General features: G+C 40.6%; 13 protein-coding genes. 5 read left to right on the forward strand and 8 right to left on the reverse strand.

Features of this window, described 5'->3' with window-relative positions:
• Positions 1 to 39: 39 nt before the first annotated feature.
• Positions 40 to 372 carry an ArsR/SmtB family transcription factor gene (locus ABD930_RS17380; protein ID WP_345233555.1) on the reverse strand — a complete coding sequence of 111 codons (333 nt, stop codon included), beginning with the start codon at positions 370 to 372 and terminating at the stop codon, positions 40 to 42.
• 165 nt (positions 373 to 537) lie between these two features.
• Here ABD930_RS17380 and ABD930_RS17385 point away from each other — a divergent pair, with 165 nt between their 5' ends.
• Both ABD930_RS17385 and ABD930_RS17390 read left to right on the forward strand, forming a co-directional pair.
• Complete coding sequence (locus ABD930_RS17385) at positions 538 to 1,671, forward strand: C1 family peptidase (RefSeq protein WP_345233558.1); 1,134 nt, start codon at positions 538 to 540, stop codon at positions 1,669 to 1,671.
• Positions 1,672 to 1,693: 22 nt separating this feature from the next.
• Positions 1,694 to 2,686 (forward strand): WG repeat-containing protein, encoded by a 993-nt coding sequence (locus ABD930_RS17390; protein WP_345233560.1) that lies wholly within the window; start codon positions 1,694 to 1,696, stop codon positions 2,684 to 2,686.
• A 62-nt stretch (positions 2,687 to 2,748) separates the two neighbouring features.
• Here ABD930_RS17390 and ABD930_RS17395 read toward each other — a convergent pair whose 3' ends face one another.
• From ABD930_RS17395 to ABD930_RS17425, 7 genes are all read right to left on the reverse strand, one after another.
• Entirely contained in the window at positions 2,749 to 3,183 is a 435-nt protein-coding gene (locus tag ABD930_RS17395; RefSeq protein WP_345233563.1) for a hypothetical protein, read from the reverse strand.
• A 125-nt stretch (positions 3,184 to 3,308) separates the two neighbouring features.
• Positions 3,309 to 4,139, reverse strand: a complete 831-nt coding sequence (locus ABD930_RS17400; RefSeq protein ID WP_345233565.1) for a hypothetical protein — start codon at positions 4,137 to 4,139, stop codon at positions 3,309 to 3,311.
• 176 nt (positions 4,140 to 4,315) lie between these two features.
• Complete coding sequence (locus tag ABD930_RS17405; protein ID WP_345233567.1) at positions 4,316 to 5,083, reverse strand: LytR/AlgR family response regulator transcription factor; 768 nt, start codon at positions 5,081 to 5,083, stop codon at positions 4,316 to 4,318.
• An 11-nt stretch (positions 5,084 to 5,094) separates the two neighbouring features.
• Positions 5,095 to 6,834, reverse strand: coding sequence for a tetratricopeptide repeat protein (locus ABD930_RS17410; protein WP_345233569.1), 1,740 nt, complete (start codon positions 6,832 to 6,834; stop codon positions 5,095 to 5,097).
• Positions 6,835 to 6,995: 161 nt separating this feature from the next.
• Positions 6,996 to 8,837, reverse strand: a complete 1,842-nt coding sequence (locus tag ABD930_RS17415; protein WP_345233570.1) for a family 20 glycosylhydrolase — start codon at positions 8,835 to 8,837, stop codon at positions 6,996 to 6,998.
• 173 nt (positions 8,838 to 9,010) lie between these two features.
• Entirely contained in the window at positions 9,011 to 10,870 is a 1,860-nt protein-coding gene (locus ABD930_RS17420; RefSeq protein WP_345233571.1) for an alpha-L-fucosidase, read from the reverse strand.
• A gap of 346 nt (positions 10,871 to 11,216) precedes the next feature.
• Positions 11,217 to 12,689, reverse strand: coding sequence for an aminotransferase-like domain-containing protein (locus ABD930_RS17425; protein ID WP_345233572.1), 1,473 nt, complete (start codon positions 12,687 to 12,689; stop codon positions 11,217 to 11,219).
• 212 nt (positions 12,690 to 12,901) lie between these two features.
• Here ABD930_RS17425 and ABD930_RS17430 point away from each other — a divergent pair, with 212 nt between their 5' ends.
• From ABD930_RS17430 to ABD930_RS17440, 3 genes are read left to right on the forward strand one after another with little or no spacing between them, the layout of a single operon-like run.
• Positions 12,902 to 13,375 carry a DoxX family protein gene (locus ABD930_RS17430; RefSeq protein ID WP_345233574.1) on the forward strand — a complete coding sequence of 158 codons (474 nt, stop codon included), beginning with the start codon at positions 12,902 to 12,904 and terminating at the stop codon, positions 13,373 to 13,375.
• Positions 13,376 to 13,403: 28 nt separating this feature from the next.
• Positions 13,404 to 13,841: a carboxymuconolactone decarboxylase family protein gene (locus ABD930_RS17435; protein WP_345233576.1), complete on the forward strand. Its 438-nt coding sequence runs from the start codon at positions 13,404 to 13,406 to the stop codon at positions 13,839 to 13,841.
• A 28-nt stretch (positions 13,842 to 13,869) separates the two neighbouring features.
• The gene (locus tag ABD930_RS17440) at positions 13,870 to 14,223 is read left to right on the forward strand and encodes an FMN-dependent NADH-azoreductase (protein ID WP_345233578.1); all 354 of its coding nucleotides are present in this window, start codon (positions 13,870 to 13,872) and stop codon (positions 14,221 to 14,223) included.
• Position 14,224: the final 1 nt, after the last annotated feature.

The raw sequence follows: 14,224 nt of genomic DNA on the forward strand, positions 1-14,224 counted from the left end.
GGTATATTGCAATATAACGATATTAAATACTAAAAAATACTATGCCCAGCACATAGTTACTTTTACTTCCTGATTAAAAAACGCATCAAACTCTTCTTGAATTTTCTTCCATACCTTCTCATCAATACAATAGCAAACGGATTTTCCCTCAATCGTTCCTTGAATGATACCAATACTCTTTAACTCTTTTAAATGTTGTGAGATGGTTGCCTGCGCTAACCCTAACTCCTCTACCAAATCATTGCAAATGCAGGCTTTCTGACTGATGATGTATTGAAGAACGGCAATCCTTGCAGGATGCCCCAAAACTTTAAATAAGATTGCTAATTTGTTTTGCTCAACTGTAAATATAGTTGATTTCGTAAGTCCCATGCCTTTGTGTTTAATATCGCAATATTACGATATATAAAGCAAGCTTCAAAATAAAAAAGAGAATAATAACCGAAGTGTTTTTATGCACGCACCTGAAAATTAATTACTGATATACCATTAAATAATTCATAACTTAGCTATTATTACTAGAACAAATCATTTCTCATGCGTATAAATCGTATTTCTTGTGCCCAGCAGCTATTATTAACGTTAATTTTAGCTATAGGTTTTTTGCAAAGCCAGGCACAGACAAACCCCTTACAACTTATCCAGGACAACAAAGCTACTTCCATTAAAAATCAGGGACAAAGCGGAACCTGTTGGGATTATTCCACCACATCTTTGGTAGAGTCAGAAACCATGCGAAAAGGCCTGTTAGACAATCCCGATTTATCCGAAATGTATACCGTACGTAACGTATACTTGGAGAAAGCAAAAAATTATTTATTGCGTCAAGGGAAAGCGCAATTTAGCCAAGGCGGATTAGGCCATGATCTTATCCAGGCGATCGCTCAATACGGTGCCGTACCTCAAGAAGTATTTCAAAGTACAAGTGGCGAAATTCCGGACCATGAAGGATTAGACGAGTTATTGAAACACTATTTAGATAGTTTATTGGCACATCGGCCGATACCGAGCAATTGGCAAGCAGGTTATCTGCGCATCTTGGACAACAACATAGGGACTGCTCCCAGTCAATTTACCTATAAAGGGAAATCGTATACCCCATTAAGCTTTGCCAAGGAGGTGCTCCAGTTTAATGCAGAAGACTACGTTAACCTGACTTCTTTTACGCATCATCCCTATTATCAGGAATTTGTACTCGAAGCACCCGACAACTTTGCCAATGGCCAATTTTATAATCTCCCATTGGAAGAATTAATCCAAACGACAGAACAGGCGTTAAGAGCGGGATATACCGTCATGTGGGACGCTGATGTGAGCAACCGAAACTTTCAACAGTCTAAGGGCTACGCGCTCCTTTTTGCAAATCCTGAAGAAGCGGCACAAGATGTTATTCATCCCGATGCAGCAGAAGCGCCTTATACCGCAACACTCCGACAGCAACTTTACGAAAATTTAACAACGCAAGACGATCACTTGATGCATGTCATCGGCTTAGAAAAATCCAAAGGTGGAAAGGTTTTCTTCAACGTGAAAAACTCTTGGGGAGATGTAGGACCATTTAACGGATATATTGCGGTATCAAAAGCTTATTTTGCGATTAATACTGTTGGCCTAGTGTTGCCGAAAGCCGCCTTAAGCCCAACATTAAAAAAGAAATTACACCTCCTATAAACGGATGTTTTATAAAGAATTTATGCTAAAAAAGATTGGTTATACCCTATGTTTGCTTTTGGTCTACCTTGGATGTACGGCACAATCATCGCGTGATCTTTTTTATTTTTTATCGGCAGATAGCTTACTGGGTGTGAAAGATGGCGAGGATAATATCGTCATTCCAGCAAAACACGAGCCTTTCTGGGTTGACGAAGAAGATTTTTCCAATGCCATCACAGACCGTATTATCCTCTTACTTCCACACGGTTCTCGTCCGCAAAAACAACCCTACAGCTATGGTCTTGCGTATGATCGTGAAGGACATATACGTTATGCTCCTTATCTCTTTGATAACGGCCCTGATTATATAGTGGAAGGCTTAAGACGTTATGTGGAAAATGGAAAGATGGGATTTGTTGACCGCGATGGAAATAAGGTAATTCCCGCACAATGGGATTGGGCAAGTGCTTTTAATTGTGGTATCGCCATGGTCTGCAATCATTGCCAATTCGATTATACTAAAGATCAGGAACATCCTCCTTTAGATCTCTCTAAAGCGAAAACGATGTTTATTGATCAACAAGGCAACGAGATTATTCCTTTAAAGCGCAGGCATCATGCGAAAGATCTGATACTAAATGGCGTGTATTTTTCTTATCCTTTTCATTATAGCCGACAAGAAAAAAAACTATTTAAACCGCTGAACGACGTTAATAAGCGCATTAGTAAAGCCTACTTTGTCAATTGGTTCAGTCCGCTAAGTCCGAAAGAAAGAACATTACACTATGAAATCGTTGAACGGCCATCGACCCATTTTCCCTACCACATCATTCAAGCATTCTACCGTTTAAACAGTGGTGAGTACCAAAAGGCAGATTTACAATTTTGTGCCGATACTAAGGGTGAAATCTATTATTTACCTTTTGATCAGGATGTAGATCGTAAGATTCCTTTGTTAGACTGGTTAATAAACGATGAAGCTGATGCCCGTCATTATTCGAAAGAGCATGGGGATGCTCCCTATCGTTATTAAATAAGCTGTAAGCTATAGGCTGTAGGCTTAAAGCATATTGCTTATTGCCTAGAGCTTATTGCCTATTCTTCTACAGGAGTAATATAGGGCCACAATTTTAAAAACAGCTTTTCGGCCTTTTTATCTTGAAAATAATGTTCGATATTAAAAAGTGCACCGTCAACGCTTTCTGTAGCGGTTCGATATTCAATATTATTAGCGGTTTCCAATGCCTCTACCAAGTGTTCGCCGAGATGGGTGGTTGCATGGCCCTTTTCTTTCAATTCTGTAAAATCCTTGTAAGGAGCTAGATTAATATGGGTAATACTCATTAATACTTTCGCTATATTATCCAGTTTCGGTCCCATAATCTCTGCTACATCTATCTCTCCTGAGGCTATGCATCTGCTATCAATAGATGATATCAGGATGGTTAACTCCAAAAAAGCCTCAGGATTGTTTTCCCACTCGGCATGATACGATAACAGGATGCGAATTAAATCGATTTCTCTCAACATAGCGTAAGTAACAATTGGTTCTAATAATAAAAGAGGGTGGCCACAAAATATATCTAAAACAACCCTTTTCGAACGAATGATTACCCAAACTTACTGATCTCTGTTGAAGAAAACAAGTGAAATAATTAAAGTTTTGCCCAAGTAAAATTACTAAAGAACACCTTGGCTCCGGCTTTATAATCAAAAGGGGCACTTAAGTAAAAATACTTGACTGCATCTTTTTTAAACATATCGGTATCGAGTAATTTTGCTTTATTCACATATATCCGCATATGTTGCCCTTCTACAGTAATCGCCACATGTAGCAAGCCATTCGAAAAGTTGTTTAATGGAAAATCCAATGTATTGTATATTTCGGTATCACTGCTCGAGTTAGTGACTTCTTTATTCCAAAAATGAAGCTGCATGCATGTAATGGCATTGTCGTTATAGGCATCCATAATGTAGGAACGGTTGGAATTATCACGGGCAAAGCCAATTTGCATCGCACCGATATCCTTTGCTTCCACACTTCTAGTGAGTAAATCAAATTCAATGGTAAAGTTTGCCGAAATTTCCAATAAACTGTCGATACGATAGGTAGTGTTTGGAGCTAAAGCAAGCCAATTACCGGGAACGCTACTCACATTTACTACACTACCTCCCCCGCTAGACTTCCAATAGGAAGCCATTTTACCTTCCTGATCATGTTTAAAATCATCAGCAAAAATAATTGTTCCTCCTGGTGTAAAAGAATAGCGTTCTTCCATATTGGGCACGGCTTCTACTCCTGTTGCTTGACCATCTTCTGTAGTATCTTCCATCGACTTTTTCTTACCATCTAAGACATCGTCAACCTTTTTCTCCACTTTCTCTTCCAACTTCTGTTGTACTTTCTTCCAAATTTGAGCGCTGCTTGTTTGGCTATTCAATACGATTGCAAAGCATAGCAAGCTAAATAAAATATGCTGTTTCATCTGATAAATATGCGTTAATGCTTACCAAAATTAAACAGGACAAGGGCAGATTGTTATTGGTAGGGCAGCTTGTTTTGAATTCAATGCTATCTTTTTTGAATTTGCCGATTTTCGGCGAAGAAGGTGAATTTAACCGCACCAATTTGATCTGCATAAAATAGGAATCTGAACGTAGCTTATTGATCTAAATTATTAAGATAAGCAAGTAAGGACGCTCTTTTTTGTTGCGATACGGGAATCGATAGTCCTTCAACCAGTACGAGTAGATTCGTTTTCTTCTTAAAGGAAACGATATAACGTAAGTGTACTAAATAAGATTGATGTACCCGCATAAAGCCGATGCCGCTTAACTGGTGATCAAACGTTTTTATGGATTGCGTTACCCATATGCCTTCAGCTCCTTTGAGGTAACATTTCGAATAGCTATTATCGGCTTCTATAACGAGCATATCTAATATATTGACGACTCTAATTTCTTCTGTGGTTCGCAACACTAATCGCTTGTCTGGTGTTTGTTGTTGCTGGTAATTATGAAAAAAAGTTTCCAGTTGCACGTGTAAGTCGCGATCACCAATAACCTGCAGTGCTTTTTGAACAGCCTGTATCAATTCTTGAGGGACAAAAGGTTTTAACAAATAATCGAGTGCGCTGAATTTAAATGCTTCAACCGCATAATTTGCATGTGCTGTAGTGAAAATAATGGACAATTGCCTGTTGTTGTCAAAAATTTCACGCAGCCAGTCTAACGAAAGTCCATCCGGTAAGTTGATATCTAATAGGAGCAATTCCGGTTGATTTATGGCAAAGAGGTGTCGAGCTTCATCCAAATTTCGACCAATAAGTAAACGAATCTCTGGAAAAAAGCGCTGCATGGTACCAGCGATCATATCGATTGAAGCATCATCATCCTCAACCAGCATACAGGAGATAGATCTTTTAAGCATAGCTGTAATACTTAAGACGTAACGGTTAATTGAATCGTGGTACCGGGACTAGCTTCGCTACCCTTATTTACCAGTTTAAATTCAATATGTTGTTTACCCATCTTATTGATTTCCTCGATCCGTTGTCGCAACATATCGGTACTCATCGACTTATGCAATGCATTAGCCTGTTTTTCCTGTAAAAAGCCCACACCATTATCCTGAATCAGCACCCTTAGTTTATTCCCATCGTTGCTAAAAAGCAATGCTATTCGGCCATTGGTGCGCCCTTTCAGTCCGTGTACAACTGCATTTTCAACCAAGGGTTGCAAGAGCATAGTAGGGATGACGGTAAGCTCCCGTTCAACAGCAGCAGTAACCGTAATTTCATACGTAAAAGCCGGTTCAGCGTTCAATTGTTGTAAGCGTAAGTAATTATCCAGCAATTCTAGCTCTTCATCCAACGAAATAACATCTTTTGCAGAGTTCTCCAACACGAGGCGAATCAATCTGCTGAATCGTTGCAGGTATTCCATCGATTGTTGCTGATCGTTTCGAAAAATAAACCGTTGGACACTTTGTAGTGCATTGAAAATAAAATGCGGATTGAGCTGTACAAGTAGGAAACGGTATTTAAGCTGTGATTTTTCCAGCTGTTCTTTTAGCCGGGTATGCCTCCATCGCAAAAAAACGACAAGGGATATCAACGCTAAAATCATTAATCCTGCTATAATAAGATAGGCTTGTTGTCGGAGCTGTTTGCCTTGTAGCGTATTGGTGGCAGCGAGTTGTTCTATTTTTCGTTGTCTTTCCTTTGCCTGATACTGAGCATCCAATTCGGCAACTTTCTGACGGTAGTTCAAGGTTGTCAATGAATCTTTTATCTGATCGTATGCCTCTATATACTGCAAGGATTTTCCATTTTCTCCGGATAATTTATTAGCTTGATACAGGTTATAATACAATTGTTTCTTTTCCTGCAAACTAGCATAGGGCAATGCTTGTAAATAGCATAAAATCCCTTCCCTGTACTTCTTTTGCTGTGTTAGGGCATAACCTAAATTATTCAAGGTAATTACCGAAGGGGCTTGTCGAAGTTCAGCGCGTAGTTCCAGACTTTTCTGCGCATGGTTAATAGCCCGATCCCACTGTTTCTGCTCCAGGTAGTAATTACTCAAATTAGTATAAAGAATCGCTTCTACTGCCTTATTTTTTTGTGCTTTACCTAACGCGATGGCCTCGTTAAAGGTATGCAAGGCTTTTTGCTTTTGTCCACTTTCCAGGTAAACGCCAGATAAGTTGGTTAGATACTTTAGGCGATCCTCCTTTGAAGGGTTTAATTGAAGGGCTTTTAATAGATACTGCTCTGCTTCTGAAAATCGCTTCAATTGGGAATGCAATGCACCAACATTCGCGTAGATCTTGCTCACTTCCTTTGGATACTCTTTTTCATCGAGTAATTGCAGACTGGTCAAATAGTTTTTGAGGGCCAAATCTGCCTTCCCTTGCATAAGCAAACTACTACCCAAAGCAGCATAAGCCTTTCCAGACAGCCAAGCATCATGGTTTACCTGTCCTTGTTGTATGAGCGTTTCCAGCAAACGATTTGCGCGCTCGAAGTCTCGATGGTGTAATAAGCTATCAACTTCCTGAAAGTTTTGGGCTTGCTCGATCGGACTTGCATGGATAGTTGTTATGTTTAGCGTTATCGCGATAACCAATAGCAACACGAAGTAGTTTCGCGCAATAGCCAAAGGGTTCCTAATAAACATCTGGGTCATGAATAACAATACTGTTTCAAACCTAAACATTTTTAGGCAGGTATAAAAGATCTCCGTTCAATACGTTTTTGACACGCTTGATATGCTTAGAGCCTGTTTAAATTTGTATGATTACATTTAAACAGGCTCTTATACGTATACACCTATACCGTTTATTCTTGCTTACCGCTATAAGGAACGCTAAACATGCTGCTCATCCGACCATCAGGGGTAACCACAACGTAATTCAAGTTGATGGGTTTTTCCCCTTGACCTGCCCATGGTAATGCAATCGGACCGGTGTATAAATGACCATTTTGGTCGGCCTTATGGTTATCCAAGGTATAATAAACAGTGCTATTAGCCACTAATGGAACAATTTCAGCTGTCTTTCTCCCTGTTGCACCATCGGTACCAAACGTTACCTTAGCCTCTGGAATCCGATAGGAAATGTCTAATTGTCCCAATTCTTGTAAGCGCGTAGGCAAACGTTTCGTTGAAAAATCATCGTAGTTTTGTTGTTCTTTTGCTGTCCAGGCAATTTCAGACAGTGCCAATATGCGTGGAAAGAGCATATATTCCAATTTATTGTTGGTACCGATGTACTCTGTCCACAAATTCGCTTGAACGCCCAAAATATGCTGTTGTTCTGCTGCACTTAATGATGCGGGCCTAGGGTGATAGCTATATACTTTATCGAGCGGAACAAATCCGCCGATAACGAGCGGTTCTGTCTGGACATCTTTGGCTTGAGCATAGTCGATATACAAATAACTATTGGGGGTCATAATGACATCATGTCCCAATTTAGCCGCTTGGATACCGCCTTCTTCACCCCTCCAGCTCATCACCGTTGCATTAGGGGCTAAGCCACCTTCTAAAATTTCATCCCAGCCAATGATCCGCTTACCACGTGCATTCAAAAATTTCTCGATACGCTGGATAAAGAAGCTTTGTAATTCGTGTTCATCTTTTAATTTGTGTTTTTTGATGAACTTTTGTGCCATTTCAGATTCCTTCCAATCGTCTTTTGGAACTTCATCCCCTCCGATATGAATATATTTACTAGGAAAGATATCGATGACTTCTGTTAATACGTCTTCCAAAAATTTAAATGTTTCTTCCTTCGGGGCATAAATACTTCTAAACACTCCCCAATAACCAGCCACTTGATACGTGGTATCTTTACAACCCAACTCTGGGTAGGCTGCAAGAACTGCTGTACTGTGCCCGGGTAGCTCAATTTCTGGTATAACGGTAATCTTCCTTTCGGCTGCATATTTCACGAAAGCCCGTGCCTCTTCTTGGGTATAATAACCACCATGTTTTTCTCCATCGTAGATAAATGGTTTAAAGTCGCCATATTGCCCGATAATGGTAGAATCCCGCCAAGCCGACACCTGCGTGAGCTTTGGATATTTCTTAATTTCCAACCGCCATCCTTGGTCATCGGTTAAGTGCCAATGCAAGCGATTAAATTTAAAATAAGCCATCACATCCACGATCTTTTTTAATTCGTCCATGGAGAAAAAGTGTCGGGCAACATCGAGCATAATCCCCCGATAGCCAAATTCAGGTTTATCATCGATGGTTACCGCCGGAATAACCAAGGCACCATTCTTTTGTTCGACGAGTTGTAAAAGCGATTGCAGGGCATAAAAGCTACCGCTATTATCCCCTTTAATTTGAACCGTTTGTCCGGAGACTTCTAGATGATAGGCCTCTGGGCCAGCCGCTTCCATCGTATTGTTCAACTGAATGTATTTTCCTTTTGCTTCGGTTACAATGGGAAGCCTAAGTTGATACCTACTCCATAAAAAATCATTAAATAATTCCAGGTTTTTCCGAGCAGAATCATTGTTAGCGACCAACTTGGTCTGGGCATCTAGCGTAAAAACACCTGTCCCTGCCTGCATAGAGGATGGTTTCGGAATTAGCGCGTATGTAGGTTCTTGTGCAAAAGCATATTGTAAGCAAAAGCAGCTGATAACGAGTGTTAAAAGTCTTCTTAACATATTTATTTTATTTGGTTTCTGATTTTATGATATATCTTCAGTTCTTCCTTGCCGAATTCGGCAACGGCAGAAACGTCAATCGCTCCTATATACCTTGGGCGAAGTTATTCTTCTCAATAATAAGCAGCAAAAGCCATAAAAACAAACCGCGAACAAACGCAATCGATTGTGTCTTATTTATAGAGACTGATCGCGTTGACATCGAAGGCTAGCGATTCGGCAGTATCGTCCGCTCCCTTTTCAGCGACTAACTTGAGATACCTTGCGGTTGTTGGTTTTGGTAGTGAAATCCGTTGTAATATAGGATTGGCTTTGATATTCGCAAATTCACCATCCGCTAATGCTGTCCATTTTCGGCCATCATCACTGCTAAAAAAGCGATACTTGGTCACCACATCCGTTAGTTTTCCGTCTTGTCTAGGTAGATAACCGATTGCAGAAAATGTTGTTGATTTCCCTAAGTTAATGATAAGCGCATTTCCAAGCGTTTTCGCTTCCCATCCCTTTTTGTCTAAGGCATTAGCTGATTTTGCACTCAAACCAGCATTTGCTAAAGACGCCGGCTCGGCAAAGAGGCCAAGATCACTCAAAGCAATACTAACGGGAGCCATTATTTTTATCCGCAGTTTTTGGCTTGTGGTAAACTGTTTCATACGAATAATTCGATTGGCGCCAATGCTGGTCGCGCTTGCGATCCGATGCCATTTGCCATCCTGCCAAGCATCAACAGATATGCTATCAATGCGTTGTCCCAATTTAATGTTTTCCCGTAAACGCATGATATTCCATGTCGTTGGACGAGGTAAGTCTATTGTGAGCTCCGCTTGTTTCACGTTGTCATCAGTGGCCCAATAACTGTAACGATCAGCGTCAGTCAGTTGCCCAACACCATACCGATCGATACGATTATGCCGCGTATTAGAGGCGGTAATAGTGGCCCCTTTTATTAAATTATGGTCGAAGATATTTTTCAAAAGAGAGCCAAAATCTTTTAAAACAGCGACGTCTTTCGGATGAAGAACCCCATCTGTATTTGGCGACAAGCCTAAATCCAATGCACCACCACGGCCTACACTTTTACAATAAAGGTCGAATAACACGGCTGGTGTTTTTACCTGATCGTCTTGTGAAGCATGGTAAAACCAACCCGGTCTTAAGGGAACATCACATTCCGTCGGTATCCATAGCTCGCCATTTCTTGTTCCATTCCCCAGGTTGCTATCATCCAGAAATCCTGGCATCGCCTGCTTTCCATCTTTACCGGTGAACGTAATGGTTGTCCAACTGGTTTCAGGAGCACCTCCTTTTTCATTACCAACCCAACGCACATCCCATCCGATATCGCTAAAGATACAAGCATTGGGTTGCATTTCGCGGGTAATCGCCCAGGTATTTTTCCAGTCGTAATACGTGGACTGGTCGACCTGCCGTTTCTCCTTTCGTCCGCCATAATAGCCATCACCACCATTCGCACCATCGTGCCAACTCATAAAGAGATCGCCATAATTGCTGTATAGTTCTTTCAGCTGATTACGATAAACTTCGATATATTGAGGTGTACCGTATGCGGGATTATTCCGATCCCATGGCGAACAATAAACCCCAAACTTTAAGCCCAGCTTCTTTGCTGCCAACTGAAATTCTTTGACCATATCGCCTTTACCTTGGCGCCACGGACTTTCGCTGATATTGTAAGCAGCCGTTTTTGTGGGCCATAAGGCAAAGCCATCATGATGTTTGGCCACTGATATAATGCCCTTAAACCCACCAGCCTTTGCAGCAGCTACTATTTGTTCAGCATTAAAATGCTTTGGATTAAAAAGAGACGGATCGGCATCTCCATAGCCCCACTCTTTATCCTGAAAGGTGGTAGGCGTAAAATGAATGAGACAATATAGTTCCGTTTCTTGCCAGGCCAGTTGCCTGGCACTGGGTAGTGCCCCATAGGGCTTAGGTGCATCATCAAATGCCTGTGCCCAACTGCGCGACAGAACGCCAGTCAACAGCAACAATAAAAAAACAGTTGTACGCATAAAACTTTGATTAATCAGACAAACTTAAAAGATAGTAATTATGGAATATTCAGTAATCTTGGCTAATTGGTGAGGTATATTGACGTCTGGTAACCAATGTTAAGAAAATTTTTTATAAATATCTTTTCTGGAGAGTAACAGCGATGTCTACATCTTCTTCTGAAGCTCTACTTCACTCACGTTAAATTTTAGCCCTTAGCCATTTGTAACAAAAGCTGGTAGTGCGCATCATTTACATTCTCCAGTACTAAATCATAATAACAAAGATACTATTTTATCCAGAACTTTTTAGTTACTCATTTCGACCATTATTGTCTCTATCCTTCCTCCGTATATGCGTTTTTACCTATACTTTACCAATAGCATCCGATAAAAGATGTACTGCTTTTTCCATTTCCTCTTCATGGAGTGAAGCGAAGCCAAAGCGAAAGGCATTATATGAAGCACCTTTTTCTAAGGAATATACACTTCCTGTGATCTTCAATCCTAAGGAAGCTGTTTTTTTAATGACCTTTCCCAATGGAAAATCTGTTTGAAATTTAAGCCATAAAGCCATTCCTCCATTTGGTCTTTTAAACTCGATATTTTCGTTAAGCTGCGTACGCATTAAATCGGCTAAAAAATAGCACCGTTGCCGATATAGCTTATTGGCTTTTTGTATCAATCGCTTTAGCTCACCACGCTGGATGAGATGAGCCACTACATGTTCTAGGAGAACATCGCCTCTTAAGTCGATCAATGTCTTCCACTTGGCAGCCTCCTGAACAAATTTTTCTGTAGCAATTAAGTAGCCTAACCGAAAGGGTGTACCAAGCACTTTGGTCAATGATCCAATATAAATAATATTACCTTCATGATCGCCGCTAGCTAGTGGCAAATAAGGAGCATATTGAAACTGGAAGTCATAATCATAATCATCTTCGATAACGGCCAACTGATAGCGGCGGATCAATTGGAGCAAATGATTGCGCCGTTCAACACTCATCGTCACCGTGGTGGGATGGTGATGATGCGGAATGATATACAATAATTTAATGCTGTGTTTTCGAAGCACCTCCTCTACACAATCGGTACGCATACCGTGATCGTCAACCGGAACACGGATCAGTTCTGCTCCAAGCTGTTCAAAAACCGAGTTTGCAAAGGAATAACTGGGTTCGCCGATCATAACCTTATCTCCGGGTTGAATGATCAGTGAGGACGCAATATAGATAGCCATTTGTGCCCCTCTGGTGGTTAACAGGTTCTCTATTCGAATATCGATTCCCCTTGTCTGATTTAGAAAAGCACACAAGGCACTTCTAAAATCAGCCGATCCTTCCCGTTGCCAACCTGAATTTATTTTTTTTAAAGCGGGGTAATCCATTACCCTTCTATATTCTTTGAGCATGGCTTCTACCGGAAGAAGTGCCATATCAGGAAAACCATCATCTACCACTATATCCGTTTTCTTGACAGCAATCGGAGAGCGATTAAAATGCTCAAGAGTTTTATACCGGAATCTTGGATCAGCATCATACGATGCCAACCGATTGGTATGATAAGACTTTGGTCTAACCACTGGTAACCGAGGAGATACAACGAAGCCTTTACGCGGCACACTGTCGATCCAGTCCTCAGAAACCAGTACGTTGTAAGCCGCCATAACCGTTTTCCGATGCAATTCCAAATCAGCAGCCAGCACTCGCGTGCTGGGTAATGCCGTACCCGGCAAGAGCTTTCCTTCTTGTATTAGGCCAATGAACTGTATGGCAAGCTGTCTATAGATGGCTACATAGCTGTTTTTATCAATGACAAGTAGATTTTTATAAGGAAGCATAATAATGATATAAAAGACAGCAGAAAACGAATATAGGCACAGTGCAGGGTAAATCAAAATACAAATACTACAATAGTATATAATTATCGTGCTGGCACACCCTTACTGTCATGTTAAACTCAAAACAACCTGGACTACTTGGGTATTGTTTTCTGGTACCTCATATCCATTTTTATCTGGGGTATCTTTGTACCGATCAATACAGACATCATATGAAAACAATTTATCCAATAACGCAACTACTTCTCCGATGTTCTATTGGAATTGGTTTTTTATTACCCGTGCTAGATCGTACCGGGTTTTTCGGTGCACCTGGTGATGCCAACGTAGCTTTGGGGGATTGGGCAAATTTTGTGGCCTATACACATATGTTAATGCCCTATGTTAGTGAAAGTATGGCTAGCTTTTTCGGCTTTGTGGCTACCGTTGGAGAAGTACTCTGCGGTATACTGCTTCTTGCAGGTTATAAAATCAAATATGCTGCCTTTGCAAGTTTTGGTTTGACATTGGTTTTTGCGCTGAGCATGCTCTTTTTCCTCCATTACCGGGCACCCTTTAATTATTCAGTATTTGTTGTGAGTTTTTCGAGTCTAATGCTAAGCACTTTCCCCAGTTTTCCTTGGAGTATAGATGCGTATTTAGACACCTCACATACCCAAGAAGATCCATTAAACAGCAATAATTAATTTTTATCAACATTTAAATATAAATAACATGTCAAACAGATTAAATCTTAAGGAACTAATCCCCGATTCTCATCAAATTCTAATGCAGCTATCGGAATATGTAGCCAATACAGGAATCGATAAATTACAACAGGAGCTTATCAAAATCAGGGCTTCACAGATCAATGGTTGCGCCTATTGCTTAAATAAGCATAGTCAAGAAGCGTTGAAATATGGTGAAGATCCTAAACGACTACATGTATTAAGTGCGTGGCGGGAGGCAAAAAATTGGTTTAGCAAAGAACATCAAGTTATTTTGGCGTTGACAGAGGAAATCACCTTAATTGCCGACCATGGTTTGAGCGATCAAACTTATCAAGAGGCCATTACCCTTTTCGGAGAAGAAATGACGGCCAAATTGATCATAGCGGTCATCAATATTAATGCGCTGAACCGTCTCGGCGTTTCGCTATCGATGCATCCCTAGTAAAATCCATAATGTATTCCGTACAGTAATGAACAATGTATTAGTTATAAATGCCAGTGCACGTAAAGAACGGTCATTAAGCCGATACATGACGAATGTATTTGTTGAAGTTGGGCAGGAGCATATTCCCCACATTACCGAAAAATGGATTGCAGCAGCTTTTAAACTGGTTGAACGGCGTACCGCCGAGGATATTGAAGCCCTCAGCATAAGCGATCAATTGATTACTGAGCTGAAAGACGCCGATATCCTAGTGCTAGGTACACCCATGTACAATTGGTCAGTACCCAGCGCACTGAAAGCGTATATAGACCAAGTGTTGCGGGTAAATTATGCTGTTCAAAAAATTGGCTTGGTATTCAGTTATTTTGGCGTAAATTGAG

The organism is Olivibacter ginsenosidimutans (assembly GCF_039542865.1).
GTDB classification, from domain to species: Bacteria; Bacteroidota; Bacteroidia; order Sphingobacteriales; family Sphingobacteriaceae; genus Olivibacter; species Olivibacter ginsenosidimutans.

What these genes read in the sequence shown, in the direction of transcription:
- ABD930_RS17435 (WP_345233576.1), top strand. Translation starts at nt 13,404, where the DNA reads ATGTCAAACAGATTAAATCTTAAGGAACTAATCCCCGATTCTCATCAA.
- ABD930_RS17410 (WP_345233569.1), bottom strand. Translation starts at nt 6,834, where the DNA reads ATGTTTATTAGGAACCCTTTGGCTATTGCGCGAAACTACTTCGTGTTG.
- ABD930_RS17425 (WP_345233572.1), bottom strand. Translation starts at nt 12,689, where the DNA reads ATGCTTCCTTATAAAAATCTACTTGTCATTGATAAAAACAGCTATGTA.
- ABD930_RS17440 (WP_345233578.1), top strand. Translation starts at nt 13,870, where the DNA reads ATGAACAATGTATTAGTTATAAATGCCAGTGCACGTAAAGAACGGTCA.
- ABD930_RS17415 (WP_345233570.1), bottom strand. Translation starts at nt 8,837, where the DNA reads ATGTTAAGAAGACTTTTAACACTCGTTATCAGCTGCTTTTGCTTACAA.
- ABD930_RS17385 (WP_345233558.1), top strand. Translation starts at nt 538, where the DNA reads ATGCGTATAAATCGTATTTCTTGTGCCCAGCAGCTATTATTAACGTTA.
- ABD930_RS17405 (WP_345233567.1), bottom strand. Translation starts at nt 5,083, where the DNA reads ATGCTTAAAAGATCTATCTCCTGTATGCTGGTTGAGGATGATGATGCT.
- ABD930_RS17430 (WP_345233574.1), top strand. Translation starts at nt 12,902, where the DNA reads ATGAAAACAATTTATCCAATAACGCAACTACTTCTCCGATGTTCTATT.
- ABD930_RS17400 (WP_345233565.1), bottom strand. Translation starts at nt 4,139, where the DNA reads ATGAAACAGCATATTTTATTTAGCTTGCTATGCTTTGCAATCGTATTG.
- ABD930_RS17380 (WP_345233555.1), bottom strand. Translation starts at nt 372, where the DNA reads ATGGGACTTACGAAATCAACTATATTTACAGTTGAGCAAAACAAATTA.
- ABD930_RS17395 (WP_345233563.1), bottom strand. Translation starts at nt 3,183, where the DNA reads ATGTTGAGAGAAATCGATTTAATTCGCATCCTGTTATCGTATCATGCC.
- ABD930_RS17390 (WP_345233560.1), top strand. Translation starts at nt 1,694, where the DNA reads ATGCTAAAAAAGATTGGTTATACCCTATGTTTGCTTTTGGTCTACCTT.
- ABD930_RS17420 (WP_345233571.1), bottom strand. Translation starts at nt 10,870, where the DNA reads ATGCGTACAACTGTTTTTTTATTGTTGCTGTTGACTGGCGTTCTGTCG.